Annotated in this window: 20 protein-coding genes; 8 read left to right on the top strand and 12 right to left on the bottom strand. The window is 59.4% G+C overall.

What is annotated here, in order from left to right:
- Window positions 1-140: 140 nt before the first annotated feature.
- Both AC3WMT_RS09650 and bfr read left to right on the top strand, forming a co-directional pair.
- On the top strand, window positions 141-1,595 hold the full coding sequence (locus AC3WMT_RS09650) for a catalase (protein WP_103303764.1): 1,455 nt from the start codon (window positions 141-143) through the stop codon (window positions 1,593-1,595).
- A 149-nt stretch (window positions 1,596-1,744) separates the two neighbouring features.
- Entirely contained in the window at window positions 1,745-2,209 is a 465-nt protein-coding gene (gene bfr / locus AC3WMT_RS09645; protein ID WP_103303763.1) for a bacterioferritin, read from the top strand.
- 65 nt (window positions 2,210-2,274) lie between these two features.
- Here the strand turns inward: bfr and uvrA are convergent, their stop codons facing one another.
- A complete protein-coding gene (gene uvrA / locus AC3WMT_RS09640; protein WP_103303762.1) occupies window positions 2,275-5,109 on the bottom strand; it encodes an excinuclease ABC subunit UvrA in 2,835 nt (944 codons plus the stop codon).
- 191 nt (window positions 5,110-5,300) lie between these two features.
- On the opposite strand from uvrA, the gene AC3WMT_RS09635 reads away from it, so the two are divergent.
- The 3 genes from AC3WMT_RS09635 (at window position 5,301) to AC3WMT_RS09625 (ending at window position 8,711) form a co-directional block, all read left to right on the top strand.
- Entirely contained in the window at window positions 5,301-6,698 is a 1,398-nt protein-coding gene (locus tag AC3WMT_RS09635) for an MFS transporter (RefSeq protein WP_103303761.1), read from the top strand.
- A 9-nt stretch (window positions 6,699-6,707) separates the two neighbouring features.
- Window positions 6,708-7,232: a single-stranded DNA-binding protein gene (locus tag AC3WMT_RS09630; RefSeq protein WP_008081898.1), complete on the top strand. Its 525-nt coding sequence runs from the start codon at window positions 6,708-6,710 to the stop codon at window positions 7,230-7,232.
- A 273-nt stretch (window positions 7,233-7,505) separates the two neighbouring features.
- A complete protein-coding gene (locus AC3WMT_RS09625) occupies window positions 7,506-8,711 on the top strand; it encodes an acyltransferase family protein (protein ID WP_103303760.1) in 1,206 nt (401 codons plus the stop codon).
- A gap of 77 nt (window positions 8,712-8,788) precedes the next feature.
- On the opposite strand, the gene AC3WMT_RS09620 is transcribed toward AC3WMT_RS09625, so the two are convergent.
- From AC3WMT_RS09620 to AC3WMT_RS09590, 7 genes are all read right to left on the bottom strand, one after another.
- Window positions 8,789-9,946, bottom strand: a complete 1,158-nt coding sequence (locus AC3WMT_RS09620) for a glutathionylspermidine synthase family protein (RefSeq protein WP_103303759.1) — start codon at window positions 9,944-9,946, stop codon at window positions 8,789-8,791.
- A 2-nt stretch (window positions 9,947-9,948) separates the two neighbouring features.
- Complete coding sequence (locus AC3WMT_RS09615; RefSeq protein ID WP_103303758.1) at window positions 9,949-10,641, bottom strand: DUF1190 domain-containing protein; 693 nt, start codon at window positions 10,639-10,641, stop codon at window positions 9,949-9,951.
- Window positions 10,642-10,658: 17 nt separating this feature from the next.
- On the bottom strand, window positions 10,659-11,084 hold the full coding sequence (locus AC3WMT_RS09610; RefSeq protein ID WP_103303757.1) for a DUF350 domain-containing protein: 426 nt from the start codon (window positions 11,082-11,084) through the stop codon (window positions 10,659-10,661).
- 15 nt (window positions 11,085-11,099) lie between these two features.
- Window positions 11,100-11,738 (bottom strand): DUF2491 family protein, encoded by a 639-nt coding sequence (locus AC3WMT_RS09605; RefSeq protein WP_103303756.1) that lies wholly within the window; start codon window positions 11,736-11,738, stop codon window positions 11,100-11,102.
- 210 nt (window positions 11,739-11,948) lie between these two features.
- On the bottom strand, window positions 11,949-12,647 hold the full coding sequence (locus AC3WMT_RS09600) for a PspA/IM30 family protein (RefSeq protein ID WP_103303755.1): 699 nt from the start codon (window positions 12,645-12,647) through the stop codon (window positions 11,949-11,951).
- Between the two features lie 17 nt (window positions 12,648-12,664).
- Window positions 12,665-13,333, bottom strand: a complete 669-nt coding sequence (locus AC3WMT_RS09595; RefSeq protein ID WP_103303754.1) for a YjfI family protein — start codon at window positions 13,331-13,333, stop codon at window positions 12,665-12,667.
- A gap of 152 nt (window positions 13,334-13,485) precedes the next feature.
- On the bottom strand, window positions 13,486-14,034 hold the full coding sequence (locus AC3WMT_RS09590) for a cysteine hydrolase family protein (RefSeq protein ID WP_103303753.1): 549 nt from the start codon (window positions 14,032-14,034) through the stop codon (window positions 13,486-13,488).
- A 100-nt stretch (window positions 14,035-14,134) separates the two neighbouring features.
- On the opposite strand from AC3WMT_RS09590, the gene AC3WMT_RS09585 reads away from it, so the two are divergent.
- The 3 genes from AC3WMT_RS09585 (at window position 14,135) to AC3WMT_RS09575 (ending at window position 17,285) form a co-directional block, all read left to right on the top strand.
- Window positions 14,135-15,127 (top strand): GlxA family transcriptional regulator, encoded by a 993-nt coding sequence (locus AC3WMT_RS09585; protein ID WP_103303752.1) that lies wholly within the window; start codon window positions 14,135-14,137, stop codon window positions 15,125-15,127.
- A gap of 300 nt (window positions 15,128-15,427) precedes the next feature.
- Window positions 15,428-16,537 (top strand): DUF3182 family protein, encoded by a 1,110-nt coding sequence (locus AC3WMT_RS09580; protein ID WP_103303751.1) that lies wholly within the window; start codon window positions 15,428-15,430, stop codon window positions 16,535-16,537.
- A complete protein-coding gene (locus tag AC3WMT_RS09575) occupies window positions 16,527-17,285 on the top strand; it encodes an alpha/beta hydrolase family protein (protein WP_103303750.1) in 759 nt (252 codons plus the stop codon). The genes AC3WMT_RS09580 and AC3WMT_RS09575 overlap by 11 nt, the downstream gene beginning before the upstream one ends.
- Window positions 17,286-17,530: 245 nt before the next feature.
- Here the strand turns inward: AC3WMT_RS09575 and AC3WMT_RS09570 are convergent, their stop codons facing one another.
- Genes AC3WMT_RS09570 through AC3WMT_RS09555 form a run of 4 tightly spaced genes read right to left on the bottom strand, consistent with a single transcriptional unit; the run spans window position 17,531 to window position 21,505 of the window.
- On the bottom strand, window positions 17,531-18,517 hold the full coding sequence (locus AC3WMT_RS09570; RefSeq protein ID WP_103303749.1) for a lysylphosphatidylglycerol synthase domain-containing protein: 987 nt from the start codon (window positions 18,515-18,517) through the stop codon (window positions 17,531-17,533).
- Window positions 18,514-19,788, bottom strand: a complete 1,275-nt coding sequence (gene clsB / locus AC3WMT_RS09565) for a cardiolipin synthase ClsB (protein ID WP_103303748.1) — start codon at window positions 19,786-19,788, stop codon at window positions 18,514-18,516. Before clsB ends, AC3WMT_RS09570 begins: the two co-directional genes overlap by 4 nt.
- Window positions 19,785-20,582 carry an endonuclease/exonuclease/phosphatase family protein gene (locus tag AC3WMT_RS09560; protein WP_103303747.1) on the bottom strand — a complete coding sequence of 266 codons (798 nt, stop codon included), beginning with the start codon at window positions 20,580-20,582 and terminating at the stop codon, window positions 19,785-19,787. The genes clsB and AC3WMT_RS09560 overlap by 4 nt, the downstream gene beginning before the upstream one ends.
- A complete protein-coding gene (locus AC3WMT_RS09555) occupies window positions 20,579-21,505 on the bottom strand; it encodes a DUF72 domain-containing protein (protein WP_103303746.1) in 927 nt (308 codons plus the stop codon). The genes AC3WMT_RS09560 and AC3WMT_RS09555 overlap by 4 nt, the downstream gene beginning before the upstream one ends.
- Window positions 21,506-21,772 lie beyond the last annotated feature (267 nt).

Below are 21,772 nucleotides of genomic sequence, written 5' to 3'. Positions count from 1 at the left end.
CTATGTACTGAGAAACATGATTAGTAATTATCTATCGATGTCTACAAGTTAATGAATTTGTAGGTGTCACATGGATGATCAATACTTCTCAGCAAGCCGATTAGCCGGCAGTTCCAAGACTGACAGAGGAAGAAGACCGTATGAGCCAGATCAAAACGCTTACGACCGCCAGTGGCGCACCTGTCGCTGATAACCAGAATTCTCGCTCCGCCGGCCCTCGTGGCCCGCTGCTGCTCGACGATTTTCATCTGATCGAGAAGCTCGCCCACTTCAACCGTGAAAACATTCCTGAGCGTCGTGTGCACGCCAAAGGCTCGGGTGCTTACGGCACGTTCACCGTGACTCGTGACATCACCGAGTACACCAGCGCCAAGCTGTTCGAAGCTGTCGGCAAACAAACTCCGACGTTCCTGCGTTTTTCAACCGTAGGTGGCGAGCGCGGTTCGGCCGACACTGAGCGTGATCCACGCGGCTTTGCACTGAAGTTCTATACCGAAGAAGGCAACTGGGACATCGTTGGTAACAACACGCCGGTGTTCTTCATTCGTGACCCGCTGAAATTCCCGGATTTCATCCATACACAGAAACGCCTCCCGCAGAGCAATCTGAAAAGTGCGCAAATGATGTGGGATTTCTGGTCGCATTCGCCCGAGGCGCTGCATCAGGTCACCATTCTGTTTTCCGATCGCGGCATCCCGGACGGCTACCGTCACATGCACGGCTTCGGCAGTCACACTTACAGCCTGATCAGCGCCAAAGGTGAGCGTCATTGGGTCAAGTGGCACTACAAAACCAAACAAGGGATCAAGAACCTCGCGCCTGCAGATGCTGCTCGCCTGGCGGGCACCGATCCTGACTACGCACAACGTGATCTTTTCGAAGCCATTGAGCGCGGGGACTTCCCAAAATGGCGCGTGTGCATCCAGATCATGACCGAAGCTCAAGCAGCGGCGCATTACGAGAATCCGTTCGACGTAACCAAGACCTGGTCGCAGAAAGAGTTTCCGCTGATCGAAGTGGGTGAGCTTGAACTGAACCGTAATCCGCTCAACTATTTCGCCGAGGTCGAGCAAGCGGCATTCGGCCCGAGCAACATGGTGCCGGGCGTCGGTCTGTCGCCGGATCGCATGCTTCAGGGCCGCGTGTTCGCATACGCCGATGCCCATCGCTACCGCGTCGGTACCAATCACCAGCAACTGCCGGTCAACGCACCCCGCAGCCCGGTGAATACCTACCAGCGCGATGGTTCGATGGCTTTCGGCAGCAACGGTGGGGCAGCGCCTAACTACGAGCCGAACAGCTACATCGAGTCGCCGAAGCAGGCGCCGCATTACGCTGAGCCGGCATTGGCCCTGAGCGGTGCAGCGGATCGTTACGATCACCGTGAAGATACCGATTACTACAGCCATGCCGGCGCGCTGTTCCGTCTGATGAGCGACGATCAGAAAGCGCTGTTGGTGAGCAACATTGCCGGTGCGATGGCCAGTGTTTCCAGTGATGTCGTTGATCGCCAGTTGCAGCATTTCTACAAAGCCGATCCGGCGTATGGAGAAGCAATCGCAAAGCTGCTCAACGTACAGCTTAACGAAGTCTAAACGAGAAGCAGAACCGCCCTCATTTGGGCGGTTTTTGCGTTATTTAGGCTGCTTTTCTAAGAATATCTTCGCTTTTATTGCGCGAAGTGGGTGACCTTCCAGTCAGCTTGGTTCAAACTACAGACTTTCAAGCAGGGAGATGTAGGGCGATGCAAGGCCACCCAGACGTTATCGATTACCTCAACACGTTGCTGACCGGCGAACTGGCCGCGCGTGACCAATATTTCGTTCATTCGCGGATGTATGAGGACTGGGGGTTCACCAAGCTCTACGAGCGAATCAACCATGAAATGGAAGAAGAGGCTGGTCACGCTGATGCGTTGATGCGCCGCATTCTGATGCTTGAAGGCACCCCGCGCATGCGTCCAGATGATCTGGATGTCGGCACCACCGTGCCGGAGATGCTCGAAGCGGATCTGCGTCTCGAATACAAAGTCCGCGCCGCGCTGTGCAAAGGTATTGAGCTTTGCGAACTGCACAAAGACTACGTCAGCCGTGAGATTCTGCGGGTTCAGCTCAACGACACTGAAGAAGATCACACCTACTGGCTGGAAAAGCAGTTGGGTCTGATCAAGCTGATCGGTCTCGAGAACTACCTGCAATCCCACACCTGATTGCCACAGATACAAAAAAGCCCCTGTCACTGATGAAGTGACAGGGGCTTTTTCATGCTCGGCGTTTAAGCCCGATCGCGGATCAGCAACGGCTTGAGGTAATGGCCGGTGTGAGACTGCTTCATCTCGGCCACTTGCTCCGGCGTACCGGTGGCAATGATCTGTCCACCTTTGGAGCCACCTTCTGGCCCGAGGTCGACCAGCCAGTCGGCGGTTTTGATCACATCCAGATTGTGCTCGATCACCACTACAGTGTTGCCGTGATCGCGCAGACGGTGCAGTACGTCGAGCAATTGCTGAATATCGGCGAAGTGCAGACCGGTGGTCGGCTCATCGAGGATGTACAGCGTCTTGCCGGTGTCGCGTTTCGACAGCTCGCGAGACAGCTTGACCCGCTGCGCCTCACCGCCGGACAGGGTCGTCGCCGATTGCCCGAGCTTGATGTAGGACAGGCCGACATCCATCAACGTTTGCAGCTTGCGCGCCAGCGCCGGCACCGCGTCAAAGAACACCCGGGCTTCCTCGATGGTCATCTCGAGGGTTTCGTGGATGCTCTTGCCCTTGTACTTGATCTCAAGGGTTTCGCGGTTGTAGCGCTTGCTCTTGCACACGTCGCACGGCACGTAGATGTCCGGCAGGAAGTGCATTTCCACTTTGATCAAGCCATCGCCCTGGCACGCCTCGCAGCGACCACCCTTGACGTTGAACGAGAAACGCCCCGGGCCGTAACCGCGGGAGCGCGATTCCGGTACGCCGGCGAACAGTTCGCGAATCGGTGTGAACAGGCCGGTGTAAGTCGCCGGGTTGGAACGCGGGGTACGGCCAATCGGGCTCTGGTCGATATCGACGACTTTGTCGAGATGTTCCAGACCTTTGATGCTGTCGTGCGCCGCGGCTTCCAGCGTAGTCGCGCCATTGAGAGCAGTGGCACTCAGCGGGAATAGCGTGTTGTTGATCAGCGTCGATTTGCCCGAACCGGATACGCCAGTCACGCAAGTGAGCAAGCCAATCGGAATCTCGAGGTCCACGTTGCGCAAGTTGTTGCCGCGCGCGCCCTTGAGTGCCAGAACCTGCTTCTTGTTGCGCGGTGTGCGCTTGGCCGGCACTTCGATCTTCACCCGCCCCGACAGGTATTTGCCGGTAAGGGAGTCCGGGTGCGCCATGACTTCGGCCGGCGTACCTTCGGCGACAATCTGCCCGCCATGTACACCGGCGCCCGGACCGATATCCACAACGTAGTCGGCCAGACGAATCGCGTCTTCGTCGTGCTCGACCACGATCACCGTGTTGCCGATGTCGCGAAGATGCTTGAGCGTGCCGAGCAGTCGGTCGTTATCGCGCTGATGCAGACCAATGGACGGTTCGTCGAGGATGTACAGCACGCCTACGAGGCCGGCGCCGATCTGGCTGGCCAGACGAATCCGTTGTGCCTCACCCCCGGACAACGTGTCGGCACTGCGATCCAGCGACAGATAATCGAGGCCGACGTTGACCAGGAACTGCAGGCGCTCGCGGATTTCCTTGAGGATCTTGTCGGCGATCTCGCCGCGACGGCCGGTCATCTTCAGCTCGCCGAAGTACTCGCAAGCATCGCCGATTGGCAGGTTGGTGACCGCTGGCAGCGTTTTCTCGCCTACCCACACGTGACGTGCCTCACGACGCAGACGGGTACCGCGGCAGTCCGGGCAAGACTGGGTGCTGAGGAACTTCGCCAGCTCTTCACGCACGCTCGCCGATTCGGTTTCGCGGTAGCGGCGTTCGAGGTTGGGGACGATGCCTTCGAACGGATGCGAGCGCTTGACGATATCGCCACGGTCGTTGAGGTATTTGAAGTCGACGTTCTGCGAGCCGCTGCCGTGCAGGATGAATTTCTGCTGATCGGCCGGCAGTTCGTTGAACGGCACTTCCAGACTGAAGCCGTAATGCGCGGCCAGTGAGCCTAGCATCTGGAAGTAATAGACGTTGCGCCTGTCCCAGCCGCGAATCGCGCCTTCAGCCAGCGTCAGGTCACCATTGACCAGTCGTTTGATGTCGAAGAACTGCTTCACCCCCAGACCATCGCAAGTCGGGCAGGCGCCGGCCGGGTTGTTGAAGGAGAACAGCTTCGGCTCCAGTTCGCTGATCGCATGACCACAGATCGGGCAGGCGAAACGCGCGGAGAAGATCATTTCTTCGCCCGGCTCGTCGTCCATCGGTGCCACCAGGGCGATACCGTCGGCCAGTTTCAGTGCGGTCTCGAAGGACTCGGCCAGACGTTGCTGCAGGTCGGCGCGAACCTTGAAGCGGTCGACGATCACATCGATCGAATGCTTCTTCTGTTTATCCAGTTTCGGCAGCTCGTCAAGCTCGCAGATCCGGCCGTTGACCCGGGCGCGGACGAAGCCCTGCGCACGCAGCTCTTCAAACACCGACAGGTGCTCGCCTTTGCGCTCACGGATCACCGGCGCCAGCAGCATCAGTTTGCTGCCTTCCGGCTGAGCCAGCACCAGATCGACCATCTGGCTGACGGTCTGCGCTTCCAGTGGAATGTCGTGATCCGGGCAGCGCGGCGTCCCGACGCGTGCATAAAGCAGGCGCAGGTAATCGTAGATTTCGGTGATGGTGCCGACCGTGGAGCGCGGGTTGTGCGAGGTCGACTTCTGTTCGATGGAGATGGCCGGCGACAGCCCTTCGATGGTGTCGACGTCGGGCTTTTCCATCATGGAAAGGAACTGCCGGGCGTAGGCCGACAGCGATTCGACATAGCGGCGCTGGCCTTCGGCGTACAGCGTGTCGAACGCCAGGGATGACTTGCCGGATCCGGACAAGCCGGTGATGACGATCAGTTTGTCCCGTGGCAGGGTCAGGTCGATGTTCTTCAGGTTGTGGGTACGGGCCCCACGTATCAGGATCTTGTCCAAAGTGGCCTCGCTCGGCGGGCGTCGAAAACGTAGGAGTATACGGGCAAATACTGGATGGATGCACACTATCAAGCACAGCGTTTTTTGCCCTGCATGAAGAGAGTTTCATCTATGCGTGGCAAAGCGTCGCGATATACCCCGTCTTTCGATGGGACTGGTAGAATCGCCGCCGGTTCACATGAGGTTTTTCCATGCACGATCCCCACAGCGAACGCATGAGTGGCAGCGAGACCCGCGCGGCGAGCGGTCTGGCCCTGGTGTTCGCCTTCCGTATGCTGGGCATGTTCATGGTGTTGCCGGTACTGGCGACCTATGGCATGGATCTGGCGGGCGCGACGCCGGCCCTGATCGGGTTGGCCATTGGTGCTTACGGCCTGACCCAGGCGATTTTTCAGATTCCGTTCGGGATCATTTCCGACCGCATAGGCCGGCGCCCGGTGATTTACCTGGGGCTGATCGTCTTCGCCCTCGGCAGTGTGCTGGCCTCACAGGCCGACTCGATCTGGGGCGTGATTGCCGGCCGGATCCTGCAGGGCGCCGGGGCGATTTCCGCAGCGGTCATGGCGCTGCTCTCCGACCTGACCCGTGAACAGCACCGCACCAAAGCGATGGCGATGATCGGCATGACCATTGGCCTGTCGTTCGCGGTCGCCATGGTTGTCGGGCCTTTGCTGACCCGTGCATTCGGTTTGTCCGGCCTGTTCCTGGCCACCGGCGGCATGGCGCTGGTCGGTATCCTGATCATCATGTTCATGGTGCCCAAATCCACCGGGCCGCTGCAGCATCGTGAGTCCGGCGTGGCGCGTCAGGCGTTGATGCCGACGCTCAAGCATCCAGACCTGCTGCGCCTCGATCTGGGCATATTTGTGTTACATGCCATGTTGATGTCGAGCTTCGTCGCGCTGCCTCTGGCGCTGGTGGAAAAAGCCGGGTTGCCCAAGGAGCAGCACTGGTGGGTCTATCTCACCGCATTGCTGATTTCGTTCTTCGCCATGATCCCGTTCATCATCTATGGCGAGAAGAAACGCAAAATGAAACGAGTTTTGCTCGGCGCCGTCATGACGCTGATGCTCACTGAGCTATTCTTCTGGCAGTTCGGTGACAGCTTGCGGGCTCTGGTGATCGGCACGGTGGTATTTTTCACCGCGTTCAATCTGCTGGAAGCTTCATTGCCGTCGCTGATCAGCAAGGTTTCACCGGCGGGCGGGAAGGGCACGGCCATGGGCGTGTATTCCACCAGCCAGTTCCTCGGTTCGGCACTCGGCGGGATACTCGGCGGCTGGTTGTTTCAGCATGGCGGTCTGTCGGTTGTGTTCCTCGGATGCGCCGCGCTGGCTGCACTTTGGCTGGCCTTTGCTGTTACCATGCGCGAACCTCCCTACGTGACGAGTCTGCGCTTGCCGTTGTCGCCTGAGGCGATCCGCGAAGCGGGTCTGGTCGAGCGCCTCAAGGCCCTCGTAGGGGTAACCGATGCAGTAATAGTCGCTGACGAAGCGGCTGTTTACATCAAACTGGACAAAGAATTAGTGGATCGCGACACCCTCGAACGCCTGGTGAACAACCCGGCCGGGGCTGCTTGCGAAGCCTAGGAGAACGTTATGGCCCGTGGGGTTAACAAAGTCATATTGGTCGGCACTTGCGGCCAGGATCCCGAAGTTCGCTACTTGCCTAACGGTAACGCCGTGACCAACCTGAGTCTGGCCACCAGCGAACAATGGACCGACAAACAAACCGGTCAGAAGGTCGAGAAGACCGAATGGCACCGTGTGTCGATGTTCGGCAAAGTCGCCGAAATCGCCGGCGAATACCTGCGTAAAGGTTCGCAGGTGTACATCGAAGGCAAGCTGCAGACCCGCGAGTGGGAAAAAGACGGTATCAAGCGTTACACCACCGAAATCGTGGTCGACATGCAAGGCACCATGCAACTGCTCGGCGGCCGTCCACAACAGGGCGACCAACAAGGCGGTGGCAACAACTACCAGCAGTCCGCTCCGGCTCCACGCCAGCAGGCTCCGCGTCCGCAGCAATCGGCTCCGCAACAGCGTTCGGCCCCGGCTCCACAGCAGGCCGCACCACAACCGGCTCCGGATTTCGACAGCTTTGATGACGATATCCCGTTCTGATACCCGCTTGAGCCACTGTCTGGCTTGAGTGCAAACCCCCCGCATTGCGGGGGTTTTGTCGTTTTGCTGGACTGAAAAAGCTGCTGACACCGACGCCACCTCCCGAAGAATGTGCGTACGCCGTGCAAACCGTTGGCATTAAAGTTTCGGGGAGGCTCTTGAAGGCGAGGACCAGCCGTTCCATGATCCGTCCCGGAAATAGGCATACCCGTGCAATTCTCCCGGAAAAGAAACTCAGATCAGCCGCCTGGTCTTTAACAACAAGAGAATCCGATGAGCAGTATCAAGAATAAGGAAATCGAGTATCTGCGTGGCGCGGCCATCGTCATGACGATCTTCACCCATCTGCCCCAACTGCTGCCGTTTTACGATATGTACATCCTGAAGGTGTTCAGCATCTATTCGCCATGGACCGGGGTGGATCTGTTCTTCTGCATCTCGGGTTATGTCGTCAGCAAGGCTTACCTCGATTACTTCGACAAAAATCGTGAGCAGAACCGGTTCGGCCTTGCCGCCACCTCGTTCTGGATCAGACGCGCCTATCGTCTTCTGCCGACAGCCTGGCTGTGGGTGCTGATACCGCTGGTTTTCTCGATATTTTTCAACCAGTCGAACGCCTTTCAGTCCTGGTTCGACAATCTGCGCAGTTTTACCGCGGTCGCCACATTCACCGGCAACCTGGCGAACCTGCACGGCACGCTTCTGGGACCTAACTCGGTGTACTGGAGCCTGGCGCTGGAAGAGCAGTTCTACTTCATATTTCCGTTGTTTCTGCTGTTGGTGACGTCGACGCGCTGGCGGCTGATCATCTTGCTGGCGCTGATTGCCCTGCAGTTCGGCTTTGATCGAAACGGTTTCGGTGCGCCGCCAGCGCCTCTGCTGTTCTCGTTCCGTATGGACGCCATGATGTGGGGGATCGTGCTCTGTCTGTTTTCGCGCACCTCGCTGTACAAGGAGATTGAACCGGTCGCGCTCGGCGGCAGCCTGCTCAAGCGCTTGGGGATCACGTTGTTCCTGCTGTACATGCTAGGCGCTATCTCCGGTCAAATGATCAATGTGCCGATCGCATTTGGTCTGGTGGCGATGACAACCGCGATCACGGTGTGGCTGGCCAGTTATCAGAAGGGCTACATCTATTGCCCGGTGCTGTTGCGTGGACTGTTCGAATGGCTGGGCTCACGTTCCTACGCGTTGTACGTCGTGCACATCTTCGCGTATCACCTGAGTACCGAAATCTGGACTCGCGTTGCTGCTGCCAGTGGCACGACGCTAGGCCCGGGATATACGCTTGAGCTCGCGCTCACGTCGTTGTTGATCATGGTGGTGTGCAGCGAACTGAACTATCGCTTTGTCGAAACTCCGTTGCGTCGTCGGGGGGCGGAGATCTCCCGTCGCCGAATGGCCGGGGTCGCCTCGCCGGAATCCGCCAGGCAAGAAGCCCCGGCACAGGTGCCATCGCGCACCACTGAACTGTCGTAGTCCAGGCAAGCACAAAAAAGCCGTAGCGCCTCAACGCTACGGCTTTTTCATGGGAGCCAGTTGCTGCGCCTGGACGATCAGTCGAGGATCAGATGCGGCAGAAACCGGCTCGAATCCTTGGTGATCAAACTGTTGTCTTCGCGCACGCCAATCCCCGCCGCCTGATCGCCGATCACCCAGGAGCCGATCAGCGTGTAGCTGTCATCGAACTTCGGCAGCGGTGCAAATTCCTGCAGGATGAACGGCGCATCGGTGTACGGCCCGTCCTCTTTGACGATCAGTCCGTCAGCGGTTTGCAACTCGATGTTGGCGCCTTCCCGGGAAAAGTAAGGTTTGCGCACCCAACCCTTGGGCACAGCGCTGGTCGGGTTCGGGTCGAGGTGCGCCGCGAGCAGATTCGGATGGCCCTTGTGCAGCTCCCACAGCAACGGCAGCGCGCCTTTGTTTGAGAGGATCGCCTTCCACGGCGGCTCGAAAAACTGCGTATCGCACTCGGCAATCGCCGCGCCGAACGGTTCGTGGAAGATGAACTCCCAGGCGTGCAACTTGAACAAGTGCGGGATCCAGCGATCCTCAAGGTCGACAAAGCGCCCGGCAGCCGTCAGGCCAATGTCTTCGATGTCGATGTGCCGTGATTCGATGCCGACCTTTTCCGCGATCAGGCGCAGGTAGTCCGTGGTGCCTTTGTCTTCAACCGAGTCTTTCATCGAGGCGAAATAGAATGGTCGCTTGAGCTGCAACTCGGCGAAGGCCTGATGCAACTTGGTGTCGATGCTGTTGAACTGGTCGGCATGGCGCGGCAGGGCACCGCGCTCGATGCACTGCTCCAGCCAGCCCCACTGGAACGCCGCTGCTTCGTAAAGGCTGGTCGGGGTGTCGTAGTTGAGCTCCAGCAGTTTTGCCGGACCGTTGCCGCTGTAGGAAAAGTCCATGCGTCCGTACAGATGCGGATGACCTTCCAGCCAGGAAGTGCGGATCATGTCGTAGTACGACGCCGGGATGCTCAGGCGATCCAGCAGCTCCTCGCTGTGCACGACGCGGTCGACCAAGTCCATGCACATCTCATGCAGTTCGGTGGTCGGGTCCTCCAGATCGTTTTCGATCTGCGCGAGCGTGAACTGGTAGTACGCGCGCTCGTCCCAGTAGGGTTCGTCGTCGATGGTGTGGAACATGAAGCCGAGGCTTTCCGCTGTCTGTTTCCAGTCGTGGCGCTCGGCGCAGTGGATCTTCTTCATCGTCAGCTGCTCGATCGACCGGAACTGCTGCCCCAGCCACCCCAACCGCTGCGGGCGCTGGACTGGCTGCCGAAGCCGCCGCGGGATGTCGAGGAGGCAACGTTTACCGGTTTGCTTTTACTGCTGTCGTAGTCCGGTTGACTGCGTGGCGCCGATTCGATTTTGCGGTACTGGGTCGAGGTGTCGTAGGTCTGCCGCGTATCGCGGTCGCGGTAAACCGTGCGGTTCGCGTTGTTGCTCGTCGCATTGCCGAACAACCAGCCGCTCAGCCAGCCATTACCACCGCCACCGCCGGAGTAGTGTGTGGTGGTCTGGGTCGCGTGGGTCGTTGTCGTGTCATCGGCCGGCATTGGCGCATCGGCAATGGCGTCGAGGTTCTGCACCGCATCGCCTTTCTGCGGCACTTTGAAACCGCCGAGTTTCGGCACGAAGCGACCATCAGAATTTTTCTGACACCAGTTGGCGGCGAAATCCTCGTCGCATTTGGTCTTGTCGTCGTACGCCGGGGCGATGCGCCGGTGTTCGGTGAGTGCCGCCACATAGGCGTTCGAGCAGACCTCGGCGGCCACTTCGGCATCGACGCATTGTTCGACGCTCTGGAAGTTACGCGGCTGATCCACCGCCGCCGCTTCGCCGGTAATGGCCATGGCCACCGACGCCGCGAGGGACAACTGAACGTATTTGCTTCGTTTCATCTAAGGCTTCCTGCCGATCAGTTGGACGGTGTCATGCACGCCGCGTTGAGCATGCCGACGCTGATCGCCACAGCGGCCACGTAGATGCCGGAGGCAATTTCACCGTTGGCGATGCGCTGGGATGTGCCCTTGAGCACCAGAGTCGTGGCGAGAAACGCCAACAGTTGCACAACCGCTGCAATCACCGCCCAGAGCACGAAGTCGAGGACGTTGACCGAAAAGGCGATCACGTTGCTGGCGGGAATGGCGAAACCAATGATTGCGCCGGCCAGTGCGATCGCGGCGGCGGTGTTGCCGGCGCGGATCAGCTCGAACTCTTTGTGCGGGGTGATGCGCGTGTAGACAAACTGAAACAGCATGAACAGCAGCACGGCGCCGATCAGGTAAACGACGAAACCGGTCAAAGCGGTTTTGTTCAGGGAAACGGCCAGCACTTCCAGCATGAAAAACTTCCTTTGTTAAATGGCGCTCAGGTCAGTCGTATACAGCGAAATGCCCAGCGAAGTGCTCAGGCTGACGGTGCCTTCTTCGTCCTGTTCAACGGAGAACAGCAACAGCTCGCGGCGATCGGTCAGGCCGGTCTCGCGGGCGTAGAGCATCGAATGGTGCCGGATGGTGTAGCTCTCGTCCGGATTGACCACCTGCTCGGTCAATGGCACCAGCTCGGTCTGGCCTTGTTCGGTGCCCCACTCACGGGTGTATTCGATCCCCTCGTGGGTGTAGGTCGGCAGGCCGATCAAACTGTTGGGGCCGGCGAGGCGCTGCAGTTCGGCGTCGGTGTTGACGGTCACGTAACTGAGGTAATTGAACAGGATGACCGATTCGATCTGATCGTCGCCGGTGACGTGGATTTGCAACCAGAAATCTTCGTCATTCATGTAGTAGCGACGCAGCTTGTTGGATTGGCCGAGGTCGACCCAGCCGGCGCTCCAGATCGCCTGATCGACAGGTACGCGTACGGAGCTTGAGCCATCGAGCAACAACGTCAGGGTCGAATCGAACCTGACCCCTTTGCCTTGCGCCATGCCGAGTGGTCCATCGGCGACGGGTGGCGCTGGCGCAGCGGTGGTGCCCAGCAAGTCTTTAAACCATCCCATGGGTACATTCCTTGAGGCGGGTGGAGTAGTCGTCGTAAAAAAGCGCCGCTAGTGTACCGGGCTACGCGTGAACGAGCAGAAGCAATTGCACGCCGCAAACCATGTAGGAGTGAGCCTGCTCGCGATGGCGGCGGTTCAGACAACACGTTTGTTGAATGTTCCGGCCTCATCGCGAGCAGGCTCACTCCTACAGGGGTTTTGCGTAAACGCTTACTGAGCGGACTTCTGCTTCAGGCGCTCAAGGATCGCATTCGCGCTGCCTTCGTTCGGCGTGATCCCGGCGTCGCGCAGTTTGCGCTCCAGGTCGTTACCGGTCGACGCATCCGCCAACTCATCCGCCGCGCTCAGCTCGGCAGCTCGTTGCTGTTGTTTGGCTTGCAGACGGTTGAGGGTGCTGACTGCCGTTTCCAGTTTGCCGTTGGCGCCGCCGCTGGCGATGGAGGCGCTGACCTGAGCTTTCTGCACGCTGTCGCGGGCCTTGGCCATGTCCACTTGCTGGCGCAGGCTCTTGATCCGCGCTTCGGCCTTGTTGATGTCCTTGCGCATGTTTTCGGCGTAAGTGCCAAATTCGTCGCTCAGCTTTTTCTCGGCATCGAGATCGATGGTCAGGGTCGAAATCGCTTCGGCGACTTCCAGCGCCAGGTCTTCACGGCCGGCGTTCAGGGCGGCAACAGCCTTGGCTTCCAGATCCTTGATCTTGGCGTCGTACTCGCTCACGCGATCGGCGGCCAGTTTGTGCTTGGCCATGATGGTGACCAGTTCGCGACGGGCGTTCGACAGCGCGGTGTCGGCGTCACGGATTTCCTGGTCGAGGATGCGCAGGGCCTGTTGATCGACGATGGCTTCGCCGACTTCGCTGGCGCCGCCGCGCAGCGCTGTGAACAACTTGCTCCAGATGGACTGAGTCATTGGATATTCCCTGTGGATTACTTGAAGAAGTGTTCGAAGGCTTCGCTGGCGCGCTGCACGTTGTCGACCAGGGTTTTCACCTCGGTGACGACGTTGGTCAGGCTTGAGCCGGCGCTGAGGGCGCCAAACATGTTGTAGACGGTCTGCCCGTTGGGCATCGACTCGATGCCAATGGACGACAGCGGGAACATTTCCCGGCTGCGCAGCACTGCGTCGTTGAAGGCGTGCACGTCGGTGATCGATTCGATGTCCACCAGCACGGTGTCGACGATGATCTGCGCGCCGGCCAGGGCGATGTGAATCGGCAGACCGCCGAATTCGTTCATTTCCAGCTTGAGGCTGGGTTCGGAGCTCTGGATCAGCGACAGCGTGATCTCCTGCGAAGCCACCTCGTCCAGTGCCTTGAGGGCGTTGAAGAGGCTATCGATGTTCCAGTTGTTGCCTGCGCTCATGTAATTCTCCGACATGAATGAGCCAGCCAGAATCGGTTGGCGTAGCTGTTGCTCCATTTGCTTGAGCACGCTTCGGTTTTCCGGAAGCACCCAAGTTTCGTGTTTCACATAACCGGCGGCGGCCAGGCCCGCGCGCATCTGCTTCATATAAAAGCTCGATGGTTTTTTCGCGGACGGTTTCGAGCGCTCTCCCTTCGGGCTCCCAGACTTAGTCGCGGGGGAGGGGCTTTTCATGGCAGTGACTCCGTTATGAACATCTCACGCGTGAGGCACACTACAACCAATTCAAAATGCCATCAATGGCTCACGCGTGAGATTTTTTCGTCCCACGCAAAAACGCCCGCGAGGTCGCGGGCGCAGGGTTTTGCAAAGTATTTGCGGGGCGCTTAGCGCTGGAGAAACTCGTCGGTGGAGACCACGTTGGCATAGGCGAATCCCAGTGCCGACATGAACGCCGCGTGGACATGGTCTGCCGGTACGGTCAAACCGTTGAACTCCAAGTCACGGCTGGCGCAGGCATCGTGAATCACCGTGACGGCATAACCCAGATCCGCCGCCGCACGGGTGATGCCGTCGACGCACATGTGGCTCATGCTGCCGACCACCACCAGTTCCTTGATGGCTTTTTCGTCAAGGATCGACTGCAATTCGGTTTCGCGGAACGCGTTGACGAAATGCTTGAGCACCACGGGCTCGTCGGCGCGGTTCAGCACTTTGCGATGCAGCTTGGCGCCGTCAGAGCCCGGGGTGAAGAACGGTGCGTCCGCTGAAGTGAATTCGTGGCGGATGTGGATCACCGAATCACCCGCATCACGGAAGGCCGCGATCAGTCGCGCGGCGTTGTCGGCGGCGGCGTCCGCACCGACCAGCGGCCACTTGCCTTGGGGGAAGTAGTCGTTCTGGATATCGACTACGATGAGCGCTTGCTGGGCCATGGGTGTGTCCTCGTGAGTTGGCTGGAAGTGGCTTCAGTATTGGCGCTGCCGGTTAATACGAGGATTGGCCGCACCGACAATAGACAGGGGAAAACTGACAATGGTCGCAGAAAAGGCCGCCGGCGCACCTGCCATTAGCGAACTGGGCGTGTTGATCTATCCCGGTGCGCAGATGGCGGCGGTGCATGGCCTGACCGACCTGTTCGCGGTGGCCAACCGGATCGCCGCCGAACATCAGTCGGCGCAGTTGCCGTTGCTACGCGTCAGTCACTGGCAGGTTGAAGGCGATCAGGCGCCGCAGCGGGTTTTCGACAGCGGCCCGGGTGGTGAAGGTGCTTTGCTGGCGGTACTGATTCCGCCGTCGATCGGCGGGTTTTCTGCAGCACAGATGCCCACCGGTTTATTGCAGTGGCTGCGTGATCAACACGCTCGCGGTGCCACCCTCGGTGGCGTCTGCGTGGGTTCGCTGCTGCTGGCCGAAAGCGGTTTGCTCGACGGCCGCAGCGCCACCACGCACTGGACGTCGGCCAAAGCCTTCGCCGAGCGCTATCCGAAGATCAGACTCAAGGCCGATACGCCGATTGTCGATGACGGGGATCTGATCACCACAGCCGGGTTGATGGCCTGGTCGGAACTGGGGCTGCGTCTGGTCGATCGTCTGCTCGGGCCGAGCATCGCCACCGGCACCGCGCGGTTTCTCGTGGTCGAACACAGCGACAGCGCCAGTGCCTGCGGCAGTAACTTTGCGCCGATTCTCAGCCATGGCGATGCGCCGATTCTCAAGGTTCAGCATTGGTTGCAAGGTACCGGCGCCACGGAGGTCTCGCTGACAACGATGGCCGAGCGGGCTGGGTTGGAGGAACGTACATTCCTGCGCCGGTTTCGCGCGGCAACCGGGTTGAAACCGACCGAATACTGCCAACATCTGCGCGTGGGCAAGGCTCGGGAAATGCTCGAATTTACCAACGGCACGATTGATCACATTGCGTGGACGGTGGGGTATCAGGACCCGGGGGCGTTTCGTGCAATCTTCAAGAAAGTCACGGGCCTGGCGCCGAGTGAGTATCGCGCACGGTTTGGTTCAACGCGGTAAACCGACTCACCTCAATACCTGTGGGAGCTGGCTTGCCAGCGATTCGGGCCTTTCAGATGGACAGGTCGGTGGCTGACCCACCGATATCGCTGGCAAGCCAGCTCCCACAGGGTTTTGCGTGATGCCGTGGGTCGTGCAATTTGCCGGGATTTTATAGAGGGTCGTGCAGATTGAAACGGGCGCGGTGCCATCACGATTTTGGCAAGCAGTTGATTCACCGGCATTTTCCCCAGCTGCACCGTTGGCCTGATCTCTGCACCCCTTTCCACTACATTCACGCGTCGATGTAAGGGGAAACGCATGACCCCGATACCGAGCAAAAAACAAGTCGTCGCCCATTCGGTACGCGCCACCGCGCCCCAGCATGAAGTGCAGACCAACAAGGCCCTGGCCCGTTGGCTGGCGCAGATTCTCGGGCTCAAATTTGGCGGCAGTTACGACGCTGAAAAACATCGTGGCCGTGACCTCTATCTGTTGCCGACGCAGACCATTGTCGGCGCCGCCAAGGCTCACGAACTAGGCATCAAAGGCCCGGATGATCTGTGGGGCGGTTACGTCGAACACGATTTCATCTGCACCAAAGCCATCAGCCATGGTTTGCGCAGTCATTTGGCTCACGCACCGAAAGGCTGGTCGCCACTGTTTTCCGAACGCGTGCGTAACGTGGTTCTCGACGGTCTCAGTGTGTTTTCCCTCGACGATGCGCGACCTGCCGCCGAGCATTTGTTGTACAACGGACCGATTCGATTGAAGCCGATTCACGCCTGCGCCGGTCGCGGTCAGGAAGTGATCAAAAGCCTCGATGCCTTCGATGAAATCCTCGCCCGCCCCGAAGCTCAAGCGCTGTTCAGCGAAGGCGTGGTGCTGGAGCAGGACTTGAGCGAGGTCATCACCCACAGCGTCGGCCAGTCATTCATCGGCGATAAAGTGCTGAGCTACTGCGGTGATCAATACTTGACCCAGGACGCTCACGGTGAAGACGTCTACGGCGGCTCGAATCTGCTGGTGGTGCAGGGCGGCTACGAGGATTTGCTGACACTGGAGCTGCCTGATCCTGTGCGCCTGGCCATCGAACAGGCGCAGGTTTTCGACAGCGCCGCCGATGAAGCCTACCCGCGCTTCTACGCCTCGCGGCGCAACTACGACATCGCTCAGGGGCTGGACAGCAATGGCCAAACCCGCAGCGGCGTGCTCGAACAATCCTGGCGCATGGGCGGCGCCAGCAGCGCCGAAGTGGCTGCGCTGCAAAGTTTCGTCAACGACCCGACTATGCGCGCGATACGCGTGTCTTCGGTGGAAACCTATATTGATCAGCCGCTGCCGGCGGACGCCATCGAGGTGTATCGCGGCCCGGCAGAGAACAGCGAATTTCTCCTTAAGTACGTAACGGTCAAATCCTATGACGGCTAGAAGCGAAAGCATTCAAATCGACATTGATGACGAGCAGATGAGCGGGACATTTCTCAGTCCCAAATCCAAGGTGCCGGGAGTGTTGTTTGTCCACGGTTGGGGCGGTAGCCAGGAGCGCGATCTTGAGCGGGCCAAAGGGATTGCCGGCCTGGGTTGTGTGTGCCTGACCTTCGATTTGCGCGGGCACACGGGCGGCACCGGGATTCCACTGACGCGGGTAACGCGTGAGGACAATCTGCGCGATCTTCTGGCAGCGTACGATCGCTTGCTTTCGCACCCGGCGCTGGATACCTCCGCGATTGCCGTGGTTGGTACCAGTTACGGCGGCTATCTGGCTTCGATCCTCACCTCCTTACGCCCGGTACGCTGGCTGGCGCTGCGAGTGCCGGCGCTGTACCGCGACGAGCAATGGCACACACCCAAGCGTGATCTGGACAAGGCTGACTTGCGTGATTATCGCGGCACCCTGGTACGTGCCGACAGCAATCGGGCACTGCACGCATGTTCGCAATTCACCGGAGACGTGTTGCTGGTGGAGTCGGAAACCGACGCCTACGTGCCCCACGCGACGATCATGAGTTACCGCGCCGCGTGTCAGCAGACCCATTCGTTGACGCACCGGATCATTGATGGCGCGGATCATGCGTTGAGCGACCCGGTTTCGCAGCAGGCGTATACGTCGATTCTGGTGGACTGGATTACCGAGATGGTCGTGGGTGAGCGGTTGAGCATCATCCAGTCTTCATAGGTTGTGTTGTTCTTCCTGACGCTATCGCTGGCAAGCCAGCTCCCACAGGGAAATGCATTCCAATATGGGAACTGGCTTGCCAGCGATGAGGCCATCGGCCTCAACAATCCACAGGGAAATGCATTCCAAATGTGGGAGCTGGCTTGCCAGCGATGGTGCCTTCAGCCTCAACAATCCACAGGAAAATGCATTCCATTGTGGGAGCTGGCTTGCCAGCGATGAGGCCATCGGCCTCTACAGGAATGTCAGGAAGGTTTCTTTTCGATCCGCAGCGACTTGGCCTTCGCCTCCACCAGCAAATACATCACCAGCGTAATCAGTAACGGCAACAGAAAATAAATCGCCCGATACGCCAGTAACCCCGCCACCAGACTGCCCCGCGACGCCTCATGTTGCAGCAGCGCCACAAACACCGCTTCCAGTACCCCGAGCCCCGCCGGAATATGGGTGATGACCCCGGCAATCGCACTGATCAACAACACGCCAAGCACCAACGGATAGTCGAGTTTGCTCGGCAGCAACGTGAAGATCACCGCGGCCATCAGCGACCAGTTCAACGCGCCCAGCAGCAACTGCAACACCGCCATGCGCAGCGATGGCAGGTTGATTTCCACGCCACGAATCGACCATTCACGGCGCTTGGAAAATTGGCACGCCGCGAGATACCCGGCGCTGATCAGCAGCAACAGCACACCGATGCCTTGCAACGCCGTGGTGCTGATTTTCCAGCCCGGCGGCATGCTCACCAATCCGCTGCTGAACACCACGCCGGCGATGGTCATGTAGCCAAACCAGTTGGTCGCCAGGCTCAGGCCGAGAATCTTGGCGATGTTGCTTTTGCTTACGCCGAGGCGCGAATACAGCCGGTAACGCATGGCGATGCCGCCGACCCAGGCGCTGAGATTGAGGTTGAACGCGTAGCTGATGATCCCCACCGGCAGGATCTGTTTCCAGGTCAGGTCCTGGCGGATGTAAGTACGGCCGATCAGGTCGAAACTGGCGTAAGTCAGAAAACTCAGCAACGTCACGCTGGCGGCGATGATCAGCGTGCGCACTTTGAAATCAGCGAGGGTCTGCAACACTTCGGCCCATTCTATGCGGCGGGCGAACATCGTCAGCAGCACGATCAATGCGAGAAAAAACAGCACCGTCAGCGGACGCTTCCATTTACTCCAGCGTGAGTGAGTGGCTGGCGCTGATTGCTGATGCGGATGAACTGCGGAACGGCTCATGAGCGATTACCTCGAAACGGCTTGAGCCTCGGTTTGTGCGCAGGCAGCCAACCGGCCATCGCCGGAAAATGCCGCAAAAAGTGGAACACCAGAAAACCCACGGTCATGTGCCAGACCCGCCCGCGCGGCGACTTGCTGGCGTCCATGGCTTTGCAGTGATTCTGGCTGAGGTCTTCGAGGCGTCGGAACAGTTCCTGATTGAACGCGCGGTCGCGGATCAGCACGTTGGCTTCGAGGTTCAACGACAGGCTCAGCGGGTCGAGATTGCTCGAGCCGACGGTGCTCCATTCCTCGTCCACCAACGCGACTTTGCCGTGTAACGGCCGCTGGCAGTATTCATGGATCTGCACGCCGGCCTTGAGCAGATAGTCGTAGGTCATGCGCGCCGCGAGTTTCGCCACCAGCATGTCCGGCTGGCCTTGCAGGATCAGCCGCACCTCGACGCCGCGCCGTGCGGCGTTGCGGATTTCACGCAGCAGGCGATAGCCGGGAAAAAAGTAGGCGTTGGCAATGACCACTCGGCGTTTGGCCCGGCGCAGGACCTGCAAATACACCTCTTCGATATCGCTGTGGTGCTGATCGTTATCGCGAAACACCAGTCGTACCTGGCCGTCGTGTTCAGTGAAGGCCATATCTGCGCGGCGCTGGCGCCGGCGCTGCCACCAGAACCGCGCTCGTCCGGGACGACCGCTTTGCAGCAGGGCGAAATGATGGATGTCGGCCACCGCCGGTCCCTGGATTTCGACTGCGTAATCCTGCTTGGCTTCCGGGCCAAAATCCAACAAGTGATCGCCGGAAAAATTGATCCCGCCAATGAACGCGATCCAGCCGTCGACCACCACGATCTTGCGGTGCAAACGGCGGAACCAGTTGGTGCGAAAGCCTAGGTGTTTGGGGGCCGGATCGAAGATTTGCAGGTGTACGCCGGCATCGCTCAGCGCCGAGAGATAACCGCTGGTGAGTTCGCCACAACCGAAGCCATCGAGGCTGACGGTGGTGCGCACACCACGTTGCGCGGCATCGATCAGAATCTCCTGTAGTTCGGCGCCGACCTTGTCTTCGAAAACGATGAAGGTCTCGAGCAGGATTTCACTCTTCGCCGCCCGCATCGCTTCGAACACTCGCGGGAAATATTCCTCGCCGTTTTCCAACAGTTCGACGCGGTTGTTGCCCTGCCAGTGGTACTCGACATCGACCTGACCGGGCTCGCGGATCGGCGGATTGATGCTGATCGGTTCCACGGCGGACTTCTCCAGCGGTGCGCTGCTCATAGTTCGATCTCCACCGATAGCGGTACGTGGTCGGAAAGGTGTGACCAGGGCCGGTTCGCCAGGACTTTCGGCTGGCGGGCCTTGAGGTTGCGCACGTAGATGCGGTCCAGCCGTAGCGCGGGCAGCCGTGCCGGAAAACTTCGCGCCGGTTTGCCGTGATGCTCGGCGAATACTTCGCGCAGACCACAAGGTTTGAGCAATTCGCTGGCCCGCTGGCGCCAATCATTGAAATCGCCGGCGACAATCACCGGCGCGTCGTCCGGCAGTTCGGCGAGGCGTTGCATGAGCAAGCCGAGTTGCGCGTTGCGGTGGCTTTCACGCAGGCCCAGATGCACGCAGATCGCATGGACCTCGACGCCGTCACCGGGCAGGCGCAGCACGCAATGCAGCAAGCCGCGATTCTCGTGGCCGCTGATCGACACATCGAGGTTGTCGTGACGGATGATCTGGAATTTCGACAGCAGCGCATTGCCGTGATCACCCTCCGGGTAGACCGCGTTGCGCCCGTAGGCGAACTGCGGCCAGAGGCTGTCGGCGAGGAATTCGTATTGCGGCATCTTCGGCCAGTTGTCGTAACGCTGGGGATGGTGCTCGTGGGTGCCATGGACTTCCTGCAGAAACACCACGTCGGCGGCTACGCTGCGCACTGCTTCGCGCAACTCCGGCAGAATGAAACGCCGGTTCAGTGCAGTGAAACCCTTGTGGGTGTTGACCGTCAGCACGGTGAAACAGCGCACGGATGACGCGACCTCGGCACCTTCGTCAGTGAAACCGACCGGCTCTGGAATACTCATGCCAGCACCCCTTCGCCGGCGGGTTCGCCGGGGGTGGTGGCGAGTCCTCCATCGAGGTCGAAACGATGCAGCAGATCACGTGCGTCATACGGCGCGCGGACTTTGATGTCGTTGTCGAAATAGCAAAATACTTCGCGGGATTTTCGCGCCCGGGGTTTTACCCGTGGTGCGATCAAGTGCGCGTCTTTCGGTTGCTGGCCGTGGTGCCAGGCGTCGATCCGCTCTTCCCAGCGTTTCAGCGCGGGGGCGGTGTAGCCGCTGGCGTACAGTTCTTCGGCACCGTGCAGGCGCAGGTAGACGAAATCGCTGGTCACGTCCTCGCGGTACGGCCACTTGCCGCCGGTGTCGGCGATCACCAGTGCGGTGTTGTAGCGTTTCAACATGCGCACGAAGTCAGGGTCGATGAAGCTGTCGTTACGGATTTCCACGGCGTGGCGCAACGGTTTCTTGCCGTAAGCCTTCAGGCTGGCGTGGCCATGCAGATGGGAATCGTGCTGACGGGCGAGGGCGGCAGCCGCCTCGGTGTCGTGGGGCAGCAGGGCGAGGAAATGCTCGAAGCGTTCGGCGTCGAATTTGAAGTTGGGCGGGAATTGCCAAAGGATCGGGCCAAGCTTTTCCTTCAACTCCAGCACCCCGGAGGCGAAGAAATTCGCCAGCGGTTTTTCGATCTCGCGCAAGCGGCGAATGTGGGTAATGAAACGCGGCGCCTTGACGCTGAAAACGAAGTCATCGGGCGTTTCGACGTACCACTGCGCATAGCGTTCGGGCCGTTGCAGGGCGTAGAACGATCCATTGATTTCGATGCTGTTGACGGCCCGCGAGGCGAACTGCAATTCGCGCTTTTGCGCCAGTCCTTTCGGGTAGAAATCCCCGCGCCACGGAGCGTAGCGCCAGCCGGAAATACCGATGTGAATCGTTGCCATGCCACCCTCCCGTTGAAAGCCCTCGTACAGCCTCTGTCTGCTGATGACTGCGCACGGTTCGGGAAAGTTTCGACGGCGTTACGGACGGTGCATTCTTGAAAACACCGCAAAAGCCCCTGCACATGGGATTTTTTTTGAATCAGTGACCAGCGCTGAGGGTCAGCGCGAGCAAGGCAATGGGCATGACGGCAATCCAGTAGAGGTTTCGATGGAGCGCAGTGTCGGGGTATGGGTTGTGCGGAAAAATACGGGGATGGGCATTTGATA

The sequence above is a fragment of the Pseudomonas sp. FW305-7 genome (genome assembly GCF_058786735.1).
The sequence above is the reverse complement of the archived record's forward strand: the minus strand, read 5'-3'. Positions and strand labels throughout refer to the sequence as shown.

Coding starts and splice junctions, on each gene's coding strand:
- AC3WMT_RS09650 (WP_103303764.1), top strand. CDS start 141: ATGAGCCAGATCAAAACGCTTACGACCGCCAGTGGCGCACCTGTCGCT.
- bfr (WP_103303763.1), top strand. CDS start 1,745: ATGCAAGGCCACCCAGACGTTATCGATTACCTCAACACGTTGCTGACC.
- AC3WMT_RS09635 (WP_103303761.1), top strand. CDS start 5,301: ATGCACGATCCCCACAGCGAACGCATGAGTGGCAGCGAGACCCGCGCG.
- AC3WMT_RS09630 (WP_008081898.1), top strand. CDS start 6,708: ATGGCCCGTGGGGTTAACAAAGTCATATTGGTCGGCACTTGCGGCCAG.
- AC3WMT_RS09625 (WP_103303760.1), top strand. CDS start 7,506: ATGAGCAGTATCAAGAATAAGGAAATCGAGTATCTGCGTGGCGCGGCC.
- AC3WMT_RS09620 (WP_103303759.1), bottom strand. CDS start 9,946: ATGAAGAAGATCCACTGCGCCGAGCGCCACGACTGGAAACAGACAGCG.
- AC3WMT_RS09615 (WP_103303758.1), bottom strand. CDS start 10,641: ATGAAACGAAGCAAATACGTTCAGTTGTCCCTCGCGGCGTCGGTGGCC.
- AC3WMT_RS09610 (WP_103303757.1), bottom strand. CDS start 11,084: ATGCTGGAAGTGCTGGCCGTTTCCCTGAACAAAACCGCTTTGACCGGT.
- AC3WMT_RS09605 (WP_103303756.1), bottom strand. CDS start 11,738: ATGGGATGGTTTAAAGACTTGCTGGGCACCACCGCTGCGCCAGCGCCA.
- AC3WMT_RS09600 (WP_103303755.1), bottom strand. CDS start 12,647: ATGACTCAGTCCATCTGGAGCAAGTTGTTCACAGCGCTGCGCGGCGGC.
- AC3WMT_RS09595 (WP_103303754.1), bottom strand. CDS start 13,333: ATGAAAAGCCCCTCCCCCGCGACTAAGTCTGGGAGCCCGAAGGGAGAG.
- AC3WMT_RS09590 (WP_103303753.1), bottom strand. CDS start 14,034: ATGGCCCAGCAAGCGCTCATCGTAGTCGATATCCAGAACGACTACTTC.
- AC3WMT_RS09585 (WP_103303752.1), top strand. CDS start 14,135: ATGGTCGCAGAAAAGGCCGCCGGCGCACCTGCCATTAGCGAACTGGGC.
- AC3WMT_RS09580 (WP_103303751.1), top strand. CDS start 15,428: ATGACCCCGATACCGAGCAAAAAACAAGTCGTCGCCCATTCGGTACGC.
- AC3WMT_RS09575 (WP_103303750.1), top strand. CDS start 16,527: ATGACGGCTAGAAGCGAAAGCATTCAAATCGACATTGATGACGAGCAG.
- AC3WMT_RS09570 (WP_103303749.1), bottom strand. CDS start 18,517: ATGAGCCGTTCCGCAGTTCATCCGCATCAGCAATCAGCGCCAGCCACT.
- clsB (WP_103303748.1), bottom strand. CDS start 19,788: ATGAGCAGCGCACCGCTGGAGAAGTCCGCCGTGGAACCGATCAGCATC.
- AC3WMT_RS09560 (WP_103303747.1), bottom strand. CDS start 20,582: ATGAGTATTCCAGAGCCGGTCGGTTTCACTGACGAAGGTGCCGAGGTC.
- AC3WMT_RS09555 (WP_103303746.1), bottom strand. CDS start 21,505: ATGGCAACGATTCACATCGGTATTTCCGGCTGGCGCTACGCTCCGTGG.